The sequence below is a fragment of the Microbacterium sp. Se5.02b genome, assembly GCF_019464375.1.
GTDB lineage: Bacteria > Actinomycetota > Actinomycetes > Actinomycetales > Microbacteriaceae > Microbacterium.
The window spans coordinates 1,641,587-1,660,936 of sequence record NZ_CP080491.1 but is presented as its reverse complement, the minus strand read 5'-3'; the positions used below and the strand labels follow the sequence as shown (position 1 = coordinate 1,660,936).

At 69.4% G+C, this 19,350-nt stretch carries 14 protein-coding genes and 3 pseudogenes; 7 read left to right on the top strand and 10 right to left on the bottom strand.

The genetic code is table 11. From position 1 onward, the window contains the following. Positions 1–2 precede the first annotated feature (2 nt). The 6 genes from K1X59_RS21215 to K1X59_RS08185 all read right to left on the bottom strand — a co-directional run bounded on the left by K1X59_RS21215 (position 3) and on the right by K1X59_RS08185 (position 4,375). A complete protein-coding gene (locus tag K1X59_RS21215) occupies positions 3–647 on the bottom strand; it encodes a LuxR family transcriptional regulator (RefSeq protein WP_258567182.1) in 645 nt (214 codons plus the stop codon). A 33-nt stretch (positions 648–680) separates the two neighbouring features. Next, positions 681–890, bottom strand: coding sequence for a hypothetical protein (locus tag K1X59_RS08205; RefSeq protein ID WP_220174129.1), 210 nt, complete (start codon positions 888–890; stop codon positions 681–683). Beyond that, positions 887–1,258 (bottom strand): hypothetical protein, encoded by a 372-nt coding sequence (locus K1X59_RS08200; RefSeq protein WP_220174128.1) that lies wholly within the window; start codon positions 1,256–1,258, stop codon positions 887–889. The genes K1X59_RS08205 and K1X59_RS08200 overlap by 4 nt, the downstream gene beginning before the upstream one ends. Beyond that, positions 1,255–2,547 carry an AAA family ATPase gene (locus K1X59_RS08195; protein WP_220174127.1) on the bottom strand — a complete coding sequence of 431 codons (1,293 nt, stop codon included), beginning with the start codon at positions 2,545–2,547 and terminating at the stop codon, positions 1,255–1,257. The genes K1X59_RS08200 and K1X59_RS08195 overlap by 4 nt, the downstream gene beginning before the upstream one ends. Before the next feature lie 10 nt (positions 2,548–2,557). Continuing rightward, positions 2,558–3,673: a DUF998 domain-containing protein gene (locus tag K1X59_RS08190; protein WP_220174126.1), complete on the bottom strand. Its 1,116-nt coding sequence runs from the start codon at positions 3,671–3,673 to the stop codon at positions 2,558–2,560. A 72-nt stretch (positions 3,674–3,745) separates the two neighbouring features. Beyond that, the gene (locus K1X59_RS08185; protein WP_220174125.1) at positions 3,746–4,375 is read right to left on the bottom strand and encodes a hypothetical protein; all 630 of its coding nucleotides are present in this window, start codon (positions 4,373–4,375) and stop codon (positions 3,746–3,748) included. A 55-nt stretch (positions 4,376–4,430) separates the two neighbouring features. On the opposite strand from K1X59_RS08185, the gene K1X59_RS08180 reads away from it, so the two are divergent. The 5 genes from K1X59_RS08180 to K1X59_RS08160 all read left to right on the top strand — a co-directional run bounded on the left by K1X59_RS08180 (position 4,431) and on the right by K1X59_RS08160 (position 12,249). Beyond that, complete coding sequence (locus K1X59_RS08180; protein WP_220174124.1) at positions 4,431–6,554, top strand: AI-2E family transporter; 2,124 nt, start codon at positions 4,431–4,433, stop codon at positions 6,552–6,554. 101 nt (positions 6,555–6,655) lie between these two features. Further along, positions 6,656–8,332, top strand: a complete 1,677-nt coding sequence (locus tag K1X59_RS08175) for a SulP family inorganic anion transporter (RefSeq protein ID WP_220174123.1) — start codon at positions 6,656–6,658, stop codon at positions 8,330–8,332. Next, a complete protein-coding gene (locus K1X59_RS08170; RefSeq protein ID WP_183152428.1) occupies positions 8,332–9,003 on the top strand; it encodes a GAP family protein in 672 nt (223 codons plus the stop codon). The genes K1X59_RS08175 and K1X59_RS08170 overlap by 1 nt, the downstream gene beginning before the upstream one ends. Positions 9,004–9,038: 35 nt before the next feature. Then, the gene (locus K1X59_RS08165; RefSeq protein WP_220174122.1) at positions 9,039–9,755 is read left to right on the top strand and encodes a GAP family protein; all 717 of its coding nucleotides are present in this window, start codon (positions 9,039–9,041) and stop codon (positions 9,753–9,755) included. A gap of 124 nt (positions 9,756–9,879) precedes the next feature. Beyond that, the gene (locus K1X59_RS08160; protein WP_309491643.1) at positions 9,880–12,249 is read left to right on the top strand and encodes an arylsulfatase; all 2,370 of its coding nucleotides are present in this window, start codon (positions 9,880–9,882) and stop codon (positions 12,247–12,249) included. 25 nt (positions 12,250–12,274) lie between these two features. On the opposite strand, the gene K1X59_RS08155 is transcribed toward K1X59_RS08160, so the two are convergent. The 4 genes and pseudogenes from K1X59_RS08155 to K1X59_RS08145 form a co-directional block, all read right to left on the bottom strand. Then, positions 12,275–14,863 carry a LuxR C-terminal-related transcriptional regulator gene (locus K1X59_RS08155; RefSeq protein WP_220174121.1) on the bottom strand — a complete coding sequence of 863 codons (2,589 nt, stop codon included), beginning with the start codon at positions 14,861–14,863 and terminating at the stop codon, positions 12,275–12,277. A 98-nt stretch (positions 14,864–14,961) separates the two neighbouring features. After that, positions 14,962–15,942: an FUSC family protein gene (locus K1X59_RS08150; protein ID WP_258567181.1), complete on the bottom strand. Its 981-nt coding sequence runs from the start codon at positions 15,940–15,942 to the stop codon at positions 14,962–14,964. Between the two features lie 121 nt (positions 15,943–16,063). Then, positions 16,064–16,315, bottom strand: a complete 252-nt coding sequence (locus K1X59_RS21210; protein ID WP_258567180.1) for a hypothetical protein — start codon at positions 16,313–16,315, stop codon at positions 16,064–16,066. Further along, a pseudogene (locus K1X59_RS08145) lies at positions 16,312–17,618 on the bottom strand (SulP family inorganic anion transporter). Before K1X59_RS08145 ends, K1X59_RS21210 begins: the two are co-directional and overlap by 4 nt. Positions 17,619–17,791: 173 nt before the next feature. Here K1X59_RS08145 and K1X59_RS08140 point away from each other — a divergent pair. Continuing rightward, a pseudogene (locus tag K1X59_RS08140) lies at positions 17,792–18,121 on the top strand (MarR family winged helix-turn-helix transcriptional regulator); the annotation flags it as partial. 246 nt (positions 18,122–18,367) lie between these two features. Then, positions 18,368–19,344 (top strand): annotated as a pseudogene (locus tag K1X59_RS08135) (zinc-binding dehydrogenase). Positions 19,345–19,350: the final 6 nt, after the last annotated feature.

The following is a 19,350-nucleotide window of genomic DNA, read 5'->3' as shown; positions in this document are numbered from 1 at the left end:
ATTCAGACGGTCGTCCGCACGGCCTCACGCCGAGAGGACACTCCGAGCTTGCGGTAGATCGCCCTCTGGTGGGTCTTCACCGTGTTGATCGACACGGAGAGCTCGCCGGCGATCTCGTGCAGGGTGCGTGCCGTCTGCAACTGCTGGAAGACCTCACGCTCCCGATCGGACAGGGCATCCACGAGCGAACCCGCCGCATCGTTCGCCAGGCACCGGCCGATGAAGTCCTCGAACTGGGTGCCGTAGTGCACGTGCTCGCCGAGGAGCTTGCGCACCGCGGTCTCCCTCGGGCCGAACGGCAGTCGGATGTTCTCGCCGCAGGCGACCGCGACCGCGGCCTCGCACAGTTCGTGCGCCTCCTCGCGGTGCCCCGCATGACGACGCAGCACCGCCGCGGTGATCAGCGTCGCGGATTTCACGTACGACACCTCGCCGAACGCACGCAGCGCTCTCAGCATCTCGAGGGCGCCAGAGTACTCCCCGGCGCGACGGAGCAGGCCGGCGAGGGCGACGTTGACGACCGGCAGGTCCGGGCACTGGATGTACTTCCTGGCGATCCGCATCGCGCGATCCTGGCGTCCGACCGCCTCCTCGAGCAGAGCGACCGACGACTCCCGGAACGCCGGCCAGGAGATGCCGTGGACCACTTCCAGCGGGATGTCCTGGATGCCGATCGCCGCTCAGCGACAGGCCGCGACGTCCCCCGTCTCGGCCGATGCATACGCGATCATCATGCGCGCGATGCTCGTGAACGACCTGTCCGAGCTCCCGTTCGCGATCACGGTCCCGAACGCCCGGATCGCCTCGTCCGACTCGCCCGCCCAGTACGCGACGTACCCTGCCGCGGCCGCCGCGCTTCCGCCCGCGTATGTGCTCCAGGGCAGGCTCACGTCTTCGGCGCCCTCGACCGAGGCGAGCGCCGATCGGGCGTCGGAGAAGCGCCCCGCCCACGTCTGGCCGAAAGCGAGATGACCCAGTGAGCGTTTCGCCAGCTCCCGGTCCCCGAGCTCTGCGCCTCTCGTGCCGCGGCCGAGAAGTACTCGAGGGGGATGGCGGGGTTGCCCCGATGTCGGATCTCGGTCCATCCGAGGAGATAGTTGAGGGCTGCCCGGTCGCCGAGCTCTGTCGAGTCCGCGTCCAGCAGCATCTGCCGCACCTTCGCGCTCGCATCGGCCACCGCCGCGCGCTCGTCGGCGATGAACAGGCGTGCGATCTGCAGGACCGCGGGTTCCCTGCCGTCGCCGGCTCCGGCGATCATCGCCTCCGCCCGCCGGAACAACTCGCGGGCCACCCGATGGTCGCCCAGCACATCGCTCGCGCAGGCGCGGACGAGGAGCACCTGCGCATCGTCCGGCGTGCGACGCAGCATGTCGGTCGAGGTACGTTCGACCTCTGCGGCGCTCGCCCCGACGACGAGCCCGAGCCAGTGGCGCAGCAGAGACTCCCGTGCGGCCAGAGGGTCGTCGGCGCGGAGCGAGTGCGTGATCGACGCGATGGGGTCCGTCGCCTGAGTGCCCCCGCCGCCCGACGATGACAGGCGGCGGCACGAGCCGCATCGTGTCGGAGGATCTCCGCGCACTGTCTGGCGAACGACGCATGCCAGCGGTAGACGACGCCGTCGGGTTCCTCGAACCGGTCGAGGAACAAGCCCAGGCGCACGCAGCTCTCGAGAAGTTCGGCTGCGTCCGGCCGTTCCGTCACCGCCGCCGCCAGCTCGGGTGTCAGTTCGCCGCACACACTCGCCTCGAGCACGAAGTCCGCGACGTCAGGCGGCAGCACACCGAGAACGTGCTCGCGCACGTACGTACCCAGGAAGCTCGACGCACTCTGCGCACCGGAGTCGGCCCTGGCGCCGCCGATCATCATCAGCCGCACGGCGATCGGCCACCCCTGCGTCTCTTCGAAGATCGTCCCCGGATCGAGAGCGCTCGCCTTCGCACCGTGCAGGAGCTGCACCTCCGCCGCCGTGAAGCTGAGGGTGTCCGCGCTCACGAACGACTCCGGATGCATGAGCCGATGCCGCGACAGCGTGACCTCCAGCAGGGTCGTCCCCACGAGCACGACCCGCAGACCGTCCGGCGCCTGCTCGGCCAGCATGCCGAGGAGACCGCTTCGCCAGTCCTCCCCTGCCCGTTGCGCGTCGTCGACGATGAGGTGGATGCGGGTGTCGAGGTGTTCGAGGACCCGGCAGATCTCGGCGTAGGCGTGATGGGGATCGTCCAGGTCGCGGCCAAGCGCGAGCGGTCGTCCCGCGCGTTCCGCCCCGACCAGGAGCGAGTTCACGACGCCCTGCGCCAGGCGGGAGGGATCGGCATCGGAGGAGCCGAGCCCGAGCCAGGCGACCTGTTCCAGCGACGCTGCCCAGTCGGCCACGGCCGTCGTCTTGCCGAATCCGCTGGGGGCGCTGACCACGGTCAGCGGATCCCGCGCCGCCGCCTCGGCGATCGCGGTGCTGACGCGCTCGCGGCGGATCGCACCGGGCTGGGGAGCCGGCGGCCGGAACCGAACCGTCGGTCCCGGCATCGTCGAACGTACGGGGGGCGACATGGCACCAAAGCTAGTGGCGCCGTCCAGCCCCCTTCAAGGGCCTCCCCCGGGTGATCTTTCCCTGCGCCACTCCCTCTGCGGCGTCTCGTTCGAGGGCGTCCGCCGTGCGGATGAAGAGGATGATCCACGTGAAGACGACCGTCCCCGCCACCAGCTCGACGGCGGTGAGGGTGTAGTAGCCGACCGCGAAGAACACCGACAGCACGAGGATCACCAGGACGAACACGTACCCGAGCACGAGAAAGGTCCGCGAGACCCCCGGCACCCACCAGCGGATCGCCACCACGAGGATCGTGTAGGCGACGACCATGCCGGACGCCACCCCGGTGTGGAGGGCGAAGTGCTGATCCACGGGGAACACGCCGACGAGTCCGAGGAAGATGCCGACGATGACGAGGCACGCGCGGACCGAGGCGACCCCGCGCGGATGCGTGGTGGGCAGATCCCGGGTCGCGTACCGGGCGAGCGTCGTCACGAGGATGCCGGCGACGATCAACGTCAGGTTGAAGGCGCGCGCCGACAGATCGTCCGTCATGCCCAGGGCGCTGAGATTCTCCTTCCACCACTGCGGATCGCTCGCCGTGAGCATGCTCGCGAGGACCCCGAGCACGAGGAACAGGGCGAGCACGGTCGCCAGAAGCTGCAGATCCAGATGCGTCGCCGAATAGTAGGTCACGTACGCCGTCAGGCCGGCGGCCGCCCCCGCCAGCAGGAGCACGGGCACCGGGAACACGACGGCTCCGATGAGCCCCGCCTCGATGATCGTCGCCGCCAGGGTCCACCCGAGCAGCGCGATCATGGCATGAGCGAACGCGAAGGCCGCGACGTCGATGATGTCGAGGGCGCCGAACTTCCGGCCACGCGCGGGGTCGGCTGCGATGATGCGGCCCAGCACGAAGACGACGATCGCCGTGATCGCGGACGTCAGCGCGGCGAACTGTCCGAGTGAGTCCGGTCCCGAGATCGGCGCGGGCTGCATCCGGAAGACGGGGAGGGCCACGAGCGCGGCGAGGACGAACGCGAAGATCGAGATCTGGAGGCCGATCGCCTCACGCGCTCGCTCCCGTGTCGCACCGTGGGCGCGTGCAGCCGAGAGGAGATCGGGATCGGCCGGCGTCGACGACATGCGTCCAGTGTCCGTCGCGTCCACGAAGCGGGCGACCCCGGGTCATCCGTACCGGGCGAGGTGGTGACGGTGTCAGATCTTGATCGGGTAGGTCGTCAGGACGATGACCCCGACGATCGCGAGCACCCCGCTGAGCGTCACGAAGACGGTCCGCCGCCAGCGCGCGCGCTGGTTCTGGGAGAGCGCAGCGAAGAACAGCACGAGCGCGAAGAGCACGGTCAGCAGCGAATAGTCGTCACCGCGCTGGTTGTTCCGCAGGGCTTCGTCGAACTTCTCGTCTGCACGAGCACCCAGCTCTGCCGCTTCCGCCTCGCCGGCCGGCACGTACTCCTCCATCGCGAACGGCCCGTCCGACACCCGCCCTTCCGCATCCCAGGCATCGAAGGCGACGGCGAACTCCGGTGTGAAGCGCTGTTCGATGAACTCCACCAGGTCGTCCGGTCCCTCGCGATCCGCGAGCACCCACTGCGTGTAGATCGTCAGATCGTATTGGCGCGCCGCCTGCGCTGTCGACTGCGCCGACGCCGCCTGCACCCGCGCGCTGGATGCCTGGCTGAAGGCGATCGACATCTCGCCGCCCCACTTCGACGCCTCGAAGCCGCACCACGCGGTGATCACAGCCGTGATCGAGAGGAGGAGCACGGTGCTGATCTCGAGCACCCCGTAGGTGCGGTCGTGGGCGGGAGCGGGCTTGTCTTCCATGCCGCTATCGTGCAGGTCCCGTCGGTGAGCGTCGTTCGGCGCTCACCCTCGTGGGGTGAGCGCCCCCTCCGGCGCATGCGGCACGGGCGCATCCTGGACGCATGAGGCGCACACCCCGGCGGAAGACACCGAGCGGCACGCGACCGTGAGCCTCAGCGACCTCTTCCCCGACGGGCTCTCCGCCTGGCAGATCGTGCTGGCGCTGCTGTCGGTGCTCGTCGGATGGCTGTTGTCGCGCTTCGCGCGCAAGGGTGTGCTCTCACTCGCCAAGCGCACTCCCGGGATCTCCGACACGGTGTCTCAGCTGGCAGCCCGACTCACGCAGTACGCCCTGCTCCTGGTCGGGATCGGGGTCGGTCTCGCGTTCCTCGGCGCGAACGTGCAACCGCTGCTCGCGATGACGGCCGTCGCCGTCGTGATCGTGATCCTGGTGCTGCGCGGCGTCGCGGACAACTTCGCTGCGGGAGTGCTGATCCAGTCCCGCCAGTCGGTGAAGATCGGCGAGGAGATCGCGGTCGACGGGCCCGACGGCGTGATCCGCGGCACCGTGCAGGAGCTCAACGGTCGATCCGTGGTCCTCACCACCGTCGACGGCCGCACGGTGCACGTGCCCAACGCCGCGCTGCTCAGCGGGGTGCTCGTGAACGATTCCCGGCACGGGGCGCGTCGCAGTGCCGTGGACGTCAGGATCGTCCGGTCGGACGGCGCCGACCTCGACGAGGTGATCCAGGTGATCACGACCGCGGCGAGCGCCGTCGACGGTGTGCACGCCCGCGAACACCCGGTCGTGCGCGTCGTCTCGATCTCGCCCGACCGCTGGATGCTCGCTCTCCAGGTCTGGCACCACCCCTGCACGGCGCCGCCATCGTCTCGGCCGCGGTGCGTGCCGTCGCCGACGCGCTGGAGGCCGCAGAACTCACGGCGGTCGTCGTGCAACGCGAGGGCCCGCCGCCGCTCGTCGCACCGGAGTCGTTCTGAGCCGCGCTCGTTTGAACCCCGCGGGGCGACGGGGAACCGGCGTCCTGACGGCTACGCTGGCCGCGTGACCACCTCGCCGGCACCCCAGGGTGCGCCAGACCGCATGCTCTCCCCCAGCCTGCGCGTGCTGCTCGTGCTCGCGGCCGCCGTCGTGACGCTGGCCGGCGTGTCCTTCGCACGCGACCTGGTCGGACCGGTCGCGCTCGCGATCGTCATCGTGGTGATCTGCGAACCGCTGCGCCGTCCCCTCGATCGACGCGGGTGGCCGACGTGGGCGAGCACGACGAGCGTGATCGTGGTCGCCTATCTGATCCTCTTGGCGATGGGAGCGCTGCTCTGGCTCGCCGGCACGCAGTTCGCCCGCCTGATCGGCGATCTCGTCTCCGAGGGCGGCCTCGCGGACACCGCCGACCAGGTCGTCGCCTGGCTGCAGTCGCTCGGCCTCGACGAGGAGGCCTCGGATGCCGCGGCCTCCGTGCTCGACCCCACGACCCTGTTGGGTATCGCGCGCAGTGTCGGCGGCACGGTCCTCAGCGTCGCCACCGCGCTGTTCTTCGTGTGCGCGTACATCATCTTCATGGCGGTGGACGCCGCGCGGTATCGTCAGGCGCCCGCGCTGTTCGGGGCCACGAAGGGCGTCGTGATCGCCCGCATCGCGCATCTGAACGCGGGCATCCGCCGCTACTACATCGTGAACGCCACGTTCGGTGCGATCGTCGCGATCATCGACGGCCTCGCCCTGTGGTGGATGGGCGTGCCGGCTCCCGTGGTCTGGGCGATCCTCGCGTTCGTCACGAACTTCATCCCCAACATCGGCTTCGTCCTCGGACTCGTGCCCCCAGCGATCCTCGCCTTCGTGGTGGGGGGCTGGCCCCTCATGCTCGGCGTCGTCGCCGTGTACTGCGTCGTGAACGTGGTGCTGCAGGTGCTCGTGCAGCCGAAGTTCGTCAGCGACGCGGTCGACCTCAGCCTGACCCTGAGCTTCTTCTCCGTCATCTTCTGGACGTTCATCATCGGACCGCTCGGAGCAATCCTCTCCATCCCCCTCACTCTCCTCGCGCGCGCACTCGTCCTGGAAGGCGATGCCGATCAGACGTGGGTGCGCTGGCTCTCGGGAGACCGCACCGCCGTGCCACCACCCCCTGAACCGACGCCCGCGCCCACAGCTCGTGGTCGTCGACGGCGCCGCACCGGCGCGTAAATCACCAGGGGAGGTTCGCGGCCAGACATGGTCGCCGCGTCCGTCGCGGTGGGATCGTTGACCCGGACGCGCTCGCCTGAGCGCCGGCGAAGGGAGGCGCTGTGCAACGACCACTCGCGGGTCTGACCCGGCGGAACTTCGTCACCGAGCTGACCGCGGGCGTCACGCTGCTCGCGATCGCGATCCCGCTGAACATCGGATACGCGCAGATCGCGGGTCTCCCGCCCACCGCCGGCCTCTACGCGCTGATCGTCCCCACCATCGTCTACGCCCTCGTCGTCTCCTCCCGGCAGCTGGTCGCCTCACCCGACGCCGCCGCAGCCGCGCTCGTCGCCTCCTCGATCGGCGGCCTCGCCGCGGCCGGCAGCGCCGACTACGCCACACTCGCTCTCGCCCAGGCGATCATCTGCGGCGGCATGTTCGTGCTGCTCGCCGTGTTCAAGCTCGGGTTCCTGGCGAACTTCCTGTCGAAGCCGATCCTCGTCGGGTTCGTCGGAGGACTGGCGCTCGACATCATGGTCAGCCAGGTAGCGAAGATGCTCGGCGTCACGATCGACTCCGGCAAGGAGTTCACCGGCAAGGTGGCCGACCTCGTCGGGGGGATCACGACGCTGAACGGGTGGGCCGTCCTGATCTCGGTCTGCTCCGTCGCGGTGCTGCTGCTCGGACGCGCGTTCCTGCGATCGGTGCCCTGGGCACTGATCGTCCTGATCGCGACGACGCTCGTCGTGGTCCTCACCGGTCTCGACCAGCGCGGCGTCGATGTCCTCGGCGAGGTCCCGGCCGGTCCTCCGGTGCTCACCTGGCCGATGATCGACTGGTCCCTCTGGCTGGCTCTGGTGCCCTCTGCCATCGCCTTGACCCTCGTCACCACGGCCGAGGGCCTCCTGGTCTCGCGGTCGTACTCCGAGAAGCACGGGTACCCGTTCCACGCCAACCGCGACCTCTTCGCGTTCGGTGTCTCGAACATCGCCGCCGGCGCACAGGGCAGCTTCGCGGTCGGCTCCTCGACCTCGCGCACCGCGGCCATGGATCAGGCGGGCTCGCGAACGCAGTTCCCCGCCCTGATCCTCGCCGCGGGCACCCTCCTGCTGCTCCTGTTCGGCACGGCGCTGCTGGCCGATATCCCCTCTCCCGCGATCGGAGCGATCGTCGGGGTCGCGATCATCCCGCTCCTCGGCATCCGCGACTTCGTGGACCTGTGGCGCAAGGATCGTTTCGAGTTCCTCATCGGGGCAACCTGTTTCCTCGTGACGCTCTTCATCGGATCGATCCCCGGGATCCTGGTCGCGTTCGTGCTCGCACTCATCAACCTCGCCAAGCGGGCGTCGAACCCCGCCATCGACGTCCTCGAATCCAGCGGCGACCCCGGCGAGTCGCTGCTCGAAGACGCTCCCGCCGGAACCGTGACCGCACCCGGCGTGATCGTCATCCGCCTCGCCGCACCGCTGTTCTTCGCCAACGGCGCCGTGTTCTCGAGCGCCGTCAAGGAGGCCGTCCGGTCGGCCGGGGAAGACGAGGTCCGCGATCTCGTGATCGACATGGAGGCGGTGACCGACGTGGATGTCACCGGCGCGGAGTCCTTCGTCTCCCTCAGGGAGTGGCTCGCGAACCATGCGGTGTCACTGTCCTTCAGTCGGGTCAGGCCGAACACGCTCCAGCGCCTCACCGCCCTCGGGCTGCTCACGTCCGAGACGGTCTATGCCACCAACCGCGAAGCGATCGCACGGCTCGCGCCGTCGACGACGGCGCGGTCGCCACAGGAGAAGGGCCGCTGATGGGCGCCGTCATAGGAGACATCCTTCCGCTCGCGCTCGGGGTCGCGATCAGTCCGATACCCGTCATCGCCGCGATCCTCATGCTGCTCTCGCCGAAAGCACGCGTGACCAGCGTCGGCTTCCTGCTCGGCTGGGTCATCGGGATCGTGGTGGCCGTGACGGTCTTCACGCTGCTGTCGTCGGTGCTGCCGGAGGAGGATCCCGACGCCTCCCGACCGATCCGGGGTGTCGTTCAGCTCGTGCTCGGAGTGCTCCTGTTCCTCCTCGCGTTCGGGCAATGGCGCAAGCGGCCGAAGGCGGGCGAAGATGCCGCACTCCCGAAGTGGATGAAGGCGATCGACACCATCACCTTTCCGGTGGCCTTCGGCCTCGGTTTCCTGCTCTCCGCCGTCAACCCGAAGAACCTCATCATGGCCGCCGGCGCGGGTACGGACATCGGCGGCGGAGCGCTCTCGACGGGCTCGACGGTCGTGGTCGTCCTCCTCTACACGCTCATCGCCGCGTCGACCGTCCTCGTGCCGGTGCTCGGATATCTGGTCGCATCGAACCGCCTGCGCGGCCCTCTGGATGCCCTGCGCGGGTGGTTGGCGCAGGAGAACGCCGTGATCATGGCCGTCCTCCTGCTGGTCATCGGGGTCTCGATGATCGGCAAGGGCATCGGCAGCTTCTAGGCCGCGAGCGCTTCGAGCAGACGGAGGATCCGGCGATGGGCGAACTGATCCTCGACCTCGTCCCGGTCGCTCTCGGCGTTGTCCTCAGTCCCCTCGCGATCATGGCGCTCGTCGCGGTGCTGCTCTCCGGCCGCGCGCGCACGAACGGGATCGCCTATCTCCTGGGCTGGCTCCTCGGGCTCGGCGGCCTCCTCGCGTTCTTCCTGTGGCTGTTCCCGCAGCTCGCCATCCGCGAGCGGAACGAGCCGCCGCTGTGGGTTCCGGTCGTGCGCCTGCTCATCGGCGCGTTCCTGGTCTGCGCGGCGGTGTGGGTGTATCGCAAGGGCCATGCCCACGTGGAGCAGATGGCTGCGGCCTCCTCGCCCCGCGACGTCGTCGCTGCGTCTCCGCAACTGCCCGGCTGGCTGCACTCGGTGGAGTCCTTCCGTCCCGGCCGCACGTTCCTCCTCGGGGTGGGGCTGTTCGTACTGAACCCGGTGGATGCGTCGTGCGCGATCCTCGCGGCGCTCGACATCTCCCAGTCGGAGGTCGGCGGCACCGCGGGAACCGTGGTGGCGATCGTGTTCGTCGTCGTCGGCACCCTGCCCGTCGCCGCACCCGTCCTCTACGTCATCATCCGCGGCGCTGACGCGCAGCCGGCGCTCGACCGTGTGCGCACCTGGATCGCCGGCAACTCCCACGTTCTCAACGCGGCGCTGCTCCTCGTGATCGGAGCGCTCCAGCTCGAGAAGGCGATCGCCGCCCTGCTGTGAACCGATGCGCGCCGCATGGCGACCGGACGACGAGGAGCGCGCAGAGATCACCCGGATGAACGCGTCCCCGCACGGGTGCTGGGAGAGGCGCGTCCCAGTACCGTGAAAATCCACGGGGCGATGGATGACCCACGATCTGAAGGAGACGATGATGGCTCGCGACTTCCAGGGCAAGATCAACCTCGACGTGCGCGACTCCGTCGCCGATTGGGACGCCTTCCTCCCCACGCGACCTCCGCAGGGGGCGCCCAACGTCCTCGTGGTCCTGTACGACGACACGGGCATGGCCGCGTGGTCGCCATACGGGGGTCGCATCAACATGCCGACCATGGATCGCCTCGCGCAGAACGGCCTCACCTACTCGCAGTGGCACACGACGGCACTGTGCTCGCCGACGCGGTCGACCTTCCTGACCGGTCGCAATCATCACCTGAACGGATTCGCGACGATCTCGGAGTCGTCGACGGGCTTCCCCGGGTACAACTCCCACATCCCCGAATCGAACGCCACGATGGCGCACGTGCTGCGCGACGCCGGCTGGTCGACGTTCTGGGTGGGCAAGAACCACAATGTGCCGATCGACGAGTGGACGGCCGGCGCGTCCAAGAAGCACTGGCCGCTGGCGCAGGGTTACGACCGCTTCTACGGCTTCATCGGCGGCGAGACGAACAACTGGTACCCGTCGCTCGCCGAGGACAACCACTACATCGATCAGCCGTACCTTCCCGAACAGGGCTACCACCTCTCGCGGGATCTGGCCGACCAGGCGTTGACGATGATCCGCGACGTCAAGCAGACCGAACCGGACAAGCCGTGGTACCTGTGGTTCTGTCCCGGCGCGAACCACGCACCGCACCACGCGCCGCAGGAGTACATCGACAAGTACAAGGGCATGTTCGACGACGGCTACGAGGCCTACCGCGAGTGGGTGCTCGCCCGCATGATCGAGAAGAGCATCCTCCCCGACGACACTCCGCTCACGGCGCTCAACCCCATGCCGGACGGCACGTTCTCTCCGTCCGACGAGGTGCGCCCATGGGACTCCCTGACCGACGAGGAGAAGGGGATGTTCAGCCGGATGGCCGAGGTGTACGCCGGATTCAGCGAGTACACCGACTCGCAGGTCGGACGCATCGTGGACTATCTGGAGGAGTCAGGTCAGCTCGACAACACGCTGATCATCTACTGCGCCGACAACGGGGCATCGGGTGAGGGCAGCCCGAACGGATCGGTCAACGAGGGCAAGATCTTCGGCGGGTACCCGGACGACGAGGCGGAGAACCTGCGCCTGGTCGACAAGCTCGGCTCCCCCGACACGTACAACCACTACCCGACGGGGTGGGCTGCGGCGTTCTCGACCCCGTACAAGATGTTCAAGCGCTACACGTACCAGGGCGGGGTGTGCGATCCGCTCGTCATCCACTGGCCTGCGGGGATCCGCGCGCGCGGCGAGGTTCGGCACCAGTACCACCACTCGACCGACATCGTCCCCACGATCCTCGAGGCGTGCGGGGTGGCGTTCCCCGACGTGTACAACGGCGTCGAGCAGACCCCGCTGTCCGGCATCTCGATGGCGTACTCGTTCGATGCCGCCCCCGATGCGCCGACCGCGAAGAAGACCCAGTACTACGAGATGTTCGGTCAGCGCGGCATCTGGCACGACGGGTGGAAGGCGGTGACGGTGCACGGTCCGATCAGCGGCAAGGGGAACTTCGACGACGACGAGTGGGAGCTCTACCACACCGACGTCGACCGGGCGGAGTCCACGAACCTCGCGGCGGAGCAGCCGGAGAAGGTCGAGGAGCTCAAGGCCCTGTGGATGGAGGAGGCGAAGGTCAACGACGTGCTTCCTCTCAACGATCTGCAGATCATCGGGAATCCGAAGGACTTCGAGACGTTCGTCGCGATGGAGTTCCACCAGCCGGCTCCCCCGTCCGGGCGGTTCGTGTACTACCCCGGCACGAGCGAGGTGCCGGAGCGGTCCGCCGCGAACACGCACGGCGTCTCGTACAAGATCGCCGCCGAGGTCGAGTTCACCTCGGACACGCAGGGAGTGATCTTCGCGCACGGGTCCCGCTTCGGCGGCCATGCACTCGTGGTCAAGGACGGACAGGTCCACTACGTGTACAACTTCCTCGGCATCCCGCCGGAGGACCGGGTCTCCGCCCCCGCGCCGACGACCGGGAAGCACATCATCGGGGTCGAGTTCACGAAGGAGAGCATGGGAGAGCACCGCGAGGGTGTCGGGCCGGTGAAGCTGTACATCGACGACCAGGTCGTCGGCGAGAAGCAGATCCGCACGGTGCTCGGGCACTTCTCGCTCTGCGGCGAGGGTCTGACGATCGGACGGGACAGCGCGGATCCGGTGTCGTCCCTGTACGGCTACGGGTTCGACTTCGCCGGCGGCGAGATCACCAAGGTCGTCTTCGACATCGCGGACGACGCGTACCTCGACCTGGAAGCCCACCTCGCGGCGGCCATGGCCCGCGACTGACGCGAAGGATCGGCGGCCGGGCGCGTCACTCGATCCCGAGGGCGTGCGCGGCCGCCGTGACGCCGTCGCGGTCGGAGACGCCCAGCTTGCGGTAGATGTTGCGCACGTGGGTCTTCACGGTGTTCGGAGAGATGAACTCCTGCTGGGCGATCTGACGCAGGGTCGAGTTGCGCGTCAGCGCTCGGAGCACGATCCGTTCGCGCTGAGTGAGTTCCTCGTCCACGAGCGCCCCGGCCGAGGCGAGCCGATCCCTGACCGTGTCGGCGAAGTGCGTTCTCGTTCCCGATGTGGCTCGCGCACCGAGCAGTCGCAGCACCGCAGGATCGGCGTGGGCGAAGCGCCGGACGTGCTCCTCTGGCTCGGCGAGCGACAACGCCGTGGCGAGCGATTCCTGCGCTCTGACCGGATCGCCGCCATGCACGTCGAGTGCGGCCTCGACCAACCAGGCGTCGACCATCGAGGCGGGCAGCAGGCACCGCGACGAGCCGTCGAGGACGGGGGCGAGAGTCGCGCGTGCCGACGCATGGCGATGATCGTGCAGCGCCGCGATCGCCCGGAGCACGACGACGTCGCCGGTCGCACCGAGAGCGTGTTCGGCGTCGGCGATGAACTGGTCCCGCAGGGTGGGTTCGTCGAGGCGGTCGAAGGCGTGCACCGCGAACGTGCTCACCATCGCGTACCAGTGCAGCGGAAGCGGCATGTCATCGCGCGGCGCGAGGTTGTCGAGGAGGGCGATCGCCGCGGCACGCGGATCGTCCGCCACGTCGTGCGTGAGCAGGACGACCAGCCCGCGGAGGCCCCGGGCGATCGCCGGTTCGGAACCGGAGTCGATGATCGCCGTCGCTTCGCGCAGCGTGCGGTCGGCATCGACCGTCTGCAGCCGCTCGTAGGGAACCCAGGACCGCCACACCCTGGTCACCTCGTAGAACGCGTCCTCGGGACTCCCGAGCTCGCGCCAGCGGGCGTCCAGCTGCGCACCGGAGTCGAGGACGTCGCGCATCCTCCCGCGGAAGAGCGCACTGGTGTTCCGGATCGCGGATGCCTGCAGCTCCGCGGCGATCGCGCCGACCATGCGAGCCCGATCCCCCGCGAAGTGGGCATAGCGTTCCGCGCGGTCGAGATGGCCGACGTACAGCTCCCCCATGGCCGCCTGGAGGAACGCGTAGGTGTCGACCTGGGATTCACCGGTGACCGCATCGAAAGCGGCTCCCAGCCTGTCGAGCGCCGCGACGATGCCCCCGCGGCGCAGGGCGGTGTGCAGGTCCAGCCCCGCCTCCCAGCGGCGCTGCACCGGCGAGTCGGTCCGATCGTGCGACTCGGCGAGCACGGCGGCCGCGGCGGACGCGTCGCCGCGGGCGAGCTCGGCCGCGGCGACGAGCATCTGCACGGCGGGGTCGGAGCGCAGTGGCGGCGGCATCGTCGCGATCGCCTCGATCACGCGCTCCGCGTGCCCGGTGAGGATCAGCTGCATTCCGCATCGACGCAGGATGACGGAGATGCACACGGGATCGGAGCTCAGGGTCGCATGGCGCAGTGCGGGCAGGTGCTCCTGCTGCTCCGCGAACCACCCTGCGGCCTCTTTCTCGAGACGTTCGACGACCGTATGCCCTCGATCGGCGAGGCGACCGGCGAGGAACTCCCGCAACAGCGGGTGGTAGTGGTACCAGACCGGTTCATCTCCGTGGCGGCTCATCAGCACGTGGAGGTGGGTCAGCCGTTCGACCAGCGCCGCGGCAGGGGCCCCGTCCGAGAGCACGGTGGCGAGCTCCAGGGTGAACGCGTCAGGCACCGATGTCACGATGAGGAAGTCGCGCAGTTCCTCATCGAGATCGGCGAAGACCTCCTCGAGGAAGTAGTCGACCAGGGCGGGAGCGTCCCCACGGAGCGGGCGTTCGTCCGCGCGCGTGCTCCGCTCGCGCGAGCAGCATGAGCCGGAGTCCGGCCGCCCACCCCTCGGTACGCTGCAGGATCGCGCTGATCTCCCCTGCGAGAGCCGATACCCGTGTGCTCGGAACAGCGTGCGCACCTCGGCGGGGGTGAAGGCGAGGTCGCCGTTGTCGAGTTCGAGCGCGATTCCGGCGATGCGGCGCCGCGCCACCGGGATCAGACGTGTGCCGCGGCCCGACAGCACCACGTGGGCGTTGCCCGGTACCGCATGCACGAATGCCGAGAGGGAGTCGGCCAAGTCCGGCGACTCGATGACATGCACGTCGTCGATCACGATCACCACCCGACCGGCGGCACCTCGCAGGGCTCGCGCGAGCGACCGCGCTGCGGCCGTCGAGGTGTCGGACGGAACCCTCGAGAGGCTCTCCCGGAGCCGCGGGTCGTCGACGCGCTCGAGTGCGGCGCGCAGCGAGGTGAGGTCGAGGTCGTCCTTCTCGACGGTGACCCACACGACCTCCATGTCCGCGTGCACGCCGATCGTCTGGGTCCACTGAGCGAGCAGGCGAGTCTTCCCTGCACCCGCCGGCGCCGTGACGAGGGTCAGCGTCCACGGTTGGTCCATCGCGGTGGTGAGGCGATCGAGCAACCGGATGCGGGGCAGGTCGTCATCGACGACCGCAGGGACGAGCGTCCGCTGCACGTCGTCGTCGTCGCCACCTTCCGCCATGGAACCCCCCGGTTCGTCCGTCGACGCCAGGTCAACCGATATTCCGCAGTATGGCATCGCGCGCGCACAGCCTCAAGCGCCTTGCGCGCAGGAACGAGTCACACCGAGCGCACTCCGTGTCGACGGGCGACGAACGACAGGAGCGATGGGACCGCGGCGCCGAAGACCAGTGCGAGCCCGACGCCGAGAAGCGTCTCCAGCGCCCGCTCGAGGAACCGCTCGGCCGGGGGTGCCGACGACGTCACCAGAATCAGCGTCAGGGCGATGAAGGTCGTGAACCCCGGGGCGACGTACCAACGGCTCTCCTGACTCGCACACAAGGCGCCGACCACGACACCCGCGGCGATCCCGATCATGAGGTCGTCCGGTCGGACGACAGCGAAGGCGGCAGCCGCGAAGGCGCCGACGAGAACCGACGCCGCACGACCGATGCTGCGCGCGATGAGCTGCCCGCGCACGGGTCGCATCACGAGCAGCACTGCCGCCGTGGCCCAGCCGACGTGCTCGAGTCCGAGGAGGAATCCGATCGCGGCCGCGATCGCGGCGGCCGCACCGAGAAGGATCCCGTAGACGAGCATCGCCCGCCCCCGAGGGACCGGTGCTGCCGCGGGCGGCGGTTCGTCGCGCTCCGGCCACGCGAGCGACACCACCCACGCGTATGCCGACCCCGCGAGCATGCTGGCGGCGAGTCCGATGGAGACGGCAGACCAGGGAAAACTCAGTCCGATGCCCACCATCGGCAGCGCGAGGATCAGCACCAGCTGCGCCACGCGCCCCCGAGCCGCGGTGACGGCCGCGATCACCGCCGACGCGAACACCGCGACGACGGCGACGACGGGAACCGTCGCCAGCAGCGATCCGAGGAGCACACCGGCGGCGCAGAGCACGCCGACGAGAGGGATGACCGCGCGCCCGCGACGTCGCGGCGGGAGTCGGAACGCCGCCGCCGGCAGCACCCCGGCCGCGAGCGCGAGCCCGGCCGTGACGCTGAACGGAGCGACGATCATCGCAGGGAGGGCGAAGATCAGGCCGAGGCCGAACCGCGACCACTGCCAGGTCACGCCGCCGTGGTCATCCACCTCGGCCGCCCCGCCGGCGCGGTCTTCCGTGTGTCGAGCATGCGAGTCCCCGTTCCCCGATCACGACGGCGGTCTCCGCCTACCGTGTTCGGGGCCAGCCTAGGCATCTCCCGGTCGGCCGTCAGCGGGCCTCGTCGACTTCACCAGGGTGAACGGCGCCATCGGAGGCATCCGTCGGTGCGGCGGCAGCGGCGTCCATCCCGTCGCGCACGGATCCATGCACGCGGCCCGCAGACCGGAGCGAGGTGAACCACGGGGTGCGTTCGGCGACCGCGACCGCTGCGGCAGGAAGCCCGGCGAGGTGCAGAGTCACCTCCTGCGTGGCGAGTTCCCTGTCGAGCTCCGCGAGTGCGTCGAGCACCGTGATCGTCATGACCTCCTGCTGCTCGAGCCCGAGCACGAGCGCGCGGATCGGCTCTTGCGCTCCCCGACGATCTCGAGGATCCTGCGTTCGTTGGCCTGCGCGTTGGCGGTGTACAGACCGCGGTCGAGCTCGACCCCGAGCACGCCGCGCGCCTGCCCCACCACTCGTGCCTTGGGCACGTTCAGCTCTCGCAGCACCAGGATGAGCGTGACGACGACCCCGATCGCCACGGCGGGGAGCAGCCCCGCCGTGAGTCCGATGATCGCGACGGAGAGCGCGATCCAGAAGTCGACCCGGCTGATGCGTGCCCAACGGACGAGCTCGGGGATGTTGATGAGCCCGGCGACCGCGACGAACACCATCGCGGCGAGGGTCGCCTCCGGCATCAGACTCAGGACGGGGCCCAGGAACAGCGCGACGAGGATCGCGAGGACGACGGTGGCGACGGTGGCGAGTTGGGATCGCGCACCCGCGCTCTGGTTGACCGCGCTCTGCGAGAAGCCCCCGCTGCGGGCATCGCGCCGAAGAAGGCGCCGACGCCGTTAGCGGCGCCGGTGGCGAACAGCTCCTGGTCGCTGTCGACCTGAGGCTCGGATGCGGTGCGCAGGCTCCGCGCCACGGCCGCAGATTCCAGGAAGGCCATGACCGCGATCGCGAGCGCGCCCGGCACCAGTGCCGTCGCCTGGGCGAAGTCGGGCACCCCGGGAAGCGGCAGTCCGCCGGGGACGGGGGCGATGAGGTTCACACCGAGGTCGTCGATGCCGACGAGCCACACGAGGAGGATGCCCCCGACCACGACGACGAGTGCCGGGGATCCGCGGCGCCACCTTCTTGAGGATCACCAGCACCGCGATCGATCCGACCGACAGCGCGACCGTCGGCCCGTTCAGGCTGTCCAGCGCCTGACCGACGGCGAGGAGCGAACGGAAGAAACCATGGCCGGAGAAGTCGAAGCTCTCCCCAGCAGCTTCGGCAGCTGTCCGACCGCGACGGTCGCCCCGACGCCGATCTTGAGGCCGAGCACCGTGGCGCCGCTGATGTTCTCGACGAGCGAGCCGAGTCGGCACAGCCGCGCGAGCAGCAGCACCACCCCGACCAGCAGGGTCAGCATCATCAGGGAACCCATCGCATCGTCGGCTCCGGCAGCCACTCCCGCCGACACCAGGGTCGTGGCCGTCAGCGTCGCGATCGTCGACGTCGTCGAGACGCTCATCGCCCTGCTCCCGCCGAGGAACGCGTAGACGATCATGGGCACGATGCACGTGTACAACCCGACCTGCACCGGCAGGTTCGCGATCGTCGCGTAGGCCATCGCCTGCGGGATCACCACGGCGCCGGCCGACAGTCCCGCGACCAGGTCGCGCACGATCCATCGACGCTGGTATCCCCCGAGCGTGCTGAACAGCCACGGTGGTCGTCTCACAGTGCTCACCTGCCTCCAGGGTGCTCGATGGCCCCGAGCGTACAGCGAGCGTGCGCCGGAGCATGCGATCGCTCACCCCGCGCGGGTGGGTCGTGCCATCCGCGCTTTGGGTTGTGCACAACTCACTTGTGTGCGATGCTTCTTTCATGGCCATGACCGACGAGATGGTGTGCTTCTCCCTCTATTCCGCCACTCGGGCCACCACCCAGGCGTACCGCGCGCTCCTCGCTCCCTGGGGCCTGACGTACCCGCAATACCTCGTGCTCGCGGCACTGTGGCTCGACGGAGAGCAGACGATCGGCTCGCTCGGCGAGGTGATGCGCCTCGACTCCGGCACGCTGTCGCCCCTCGTCCGTCGCCTCGAACAGGCAGGGCTCCTGTCACGGACGCGCAGCGCCGCGGACGAGCGGGTGGTCGCCGTGCGACTCACGCCCAGAGGCCAGGAGCTGCGAGCCGAGGTCGCTCCGATCCACGCCGTCGTCGCCGAGGCCGCCGGCCTTGACGATGACGAGCATCGCCGCGCTCTCATCTCCGAGCTGCACGACATCACGCAACGGCTCCAGCGCGTGAGCGCCGGCATCGCCTCGTCCGCCCGCGCCGCCGACACCCCTGAACTCTCACGAAAGAACGGAAACCCCATGCGCGCACTCATCCATCCGACGTTCGGTGATCCCGAGCTGGTCCTCCACGTCGAGGAGCGTCCGCTGCCCGTGCCGGGCGCCGGCCAGGTGCGTCTTCGGACGCTGCTCTCCCCGATCCACAACCATGACCTGTGGACGGTCCGCGGAACGTACGGCTTCACCCCGGAACTGCCCGCCGCGTCCGGCACCGAGGCGCTCGGCATCGTCGACGCTCTCGGCGACGGGGTCGAGCACCTCGCCGTCGGTCAGCGCGTGGCGACCGGAGGCACGTTCGGCGCGTGGGCGGAGTACTTCCTCGCCGACGCCGCCGGCCTGATCCACGTTCCCGATTCCCTCCCGGACGAGAGCGCGGCCCAGCTCGTGTCGATGCCGTTCAGCACGATCACCCTGCTGCGCTTCCTCGACGTGCAGCCGGGCGAGTGGATCGTGCAGAACGCGGCGAACGGGGCGGTCGGGCGCATGCTCGCCCAACTGGGCGCCGCACGCGGTGTCCGGGTCCTCGGCCTCGTCCGACGGACCGCGGGGGTCGACGAACTCCGCACACAGGGCATCGGTGATGTCGTCGCCACGGATCAGGACGACTGGCGCGAGCAGGTCGCCGCGCTCACCGGCGGAGCACCGATCGTGGCGGGCGTGGACTCCGTCGGCGGCTCCTCCGCCGGAGACGTGCTCTCCCTGCTCGCGGAGGGCGGCACGCTCGTGGCCTTCGGCGCCATGGACTCCCCACGATGGAGATCGCCTCCTCCGACGTCATCTTCAAACAGGCGACGGTGAAGGGATTCTGGGGCAGCAAGGTCATCCCGCAGCTCGAGCCCGCCGTCCGCAGCGAGCTCTTCGGCGAACTGTTCCAGCGGATCGGCGACGGCACGCTGACCCTTCCGGTCGCTGCGACCTTCGACGCCGCCGACATCCGTGCCGCCGTGCAGGCGAGCAATGCCCCCGGACGCGTGGGCAAGGTCCTGCTGCGGTTCTGATCCCCG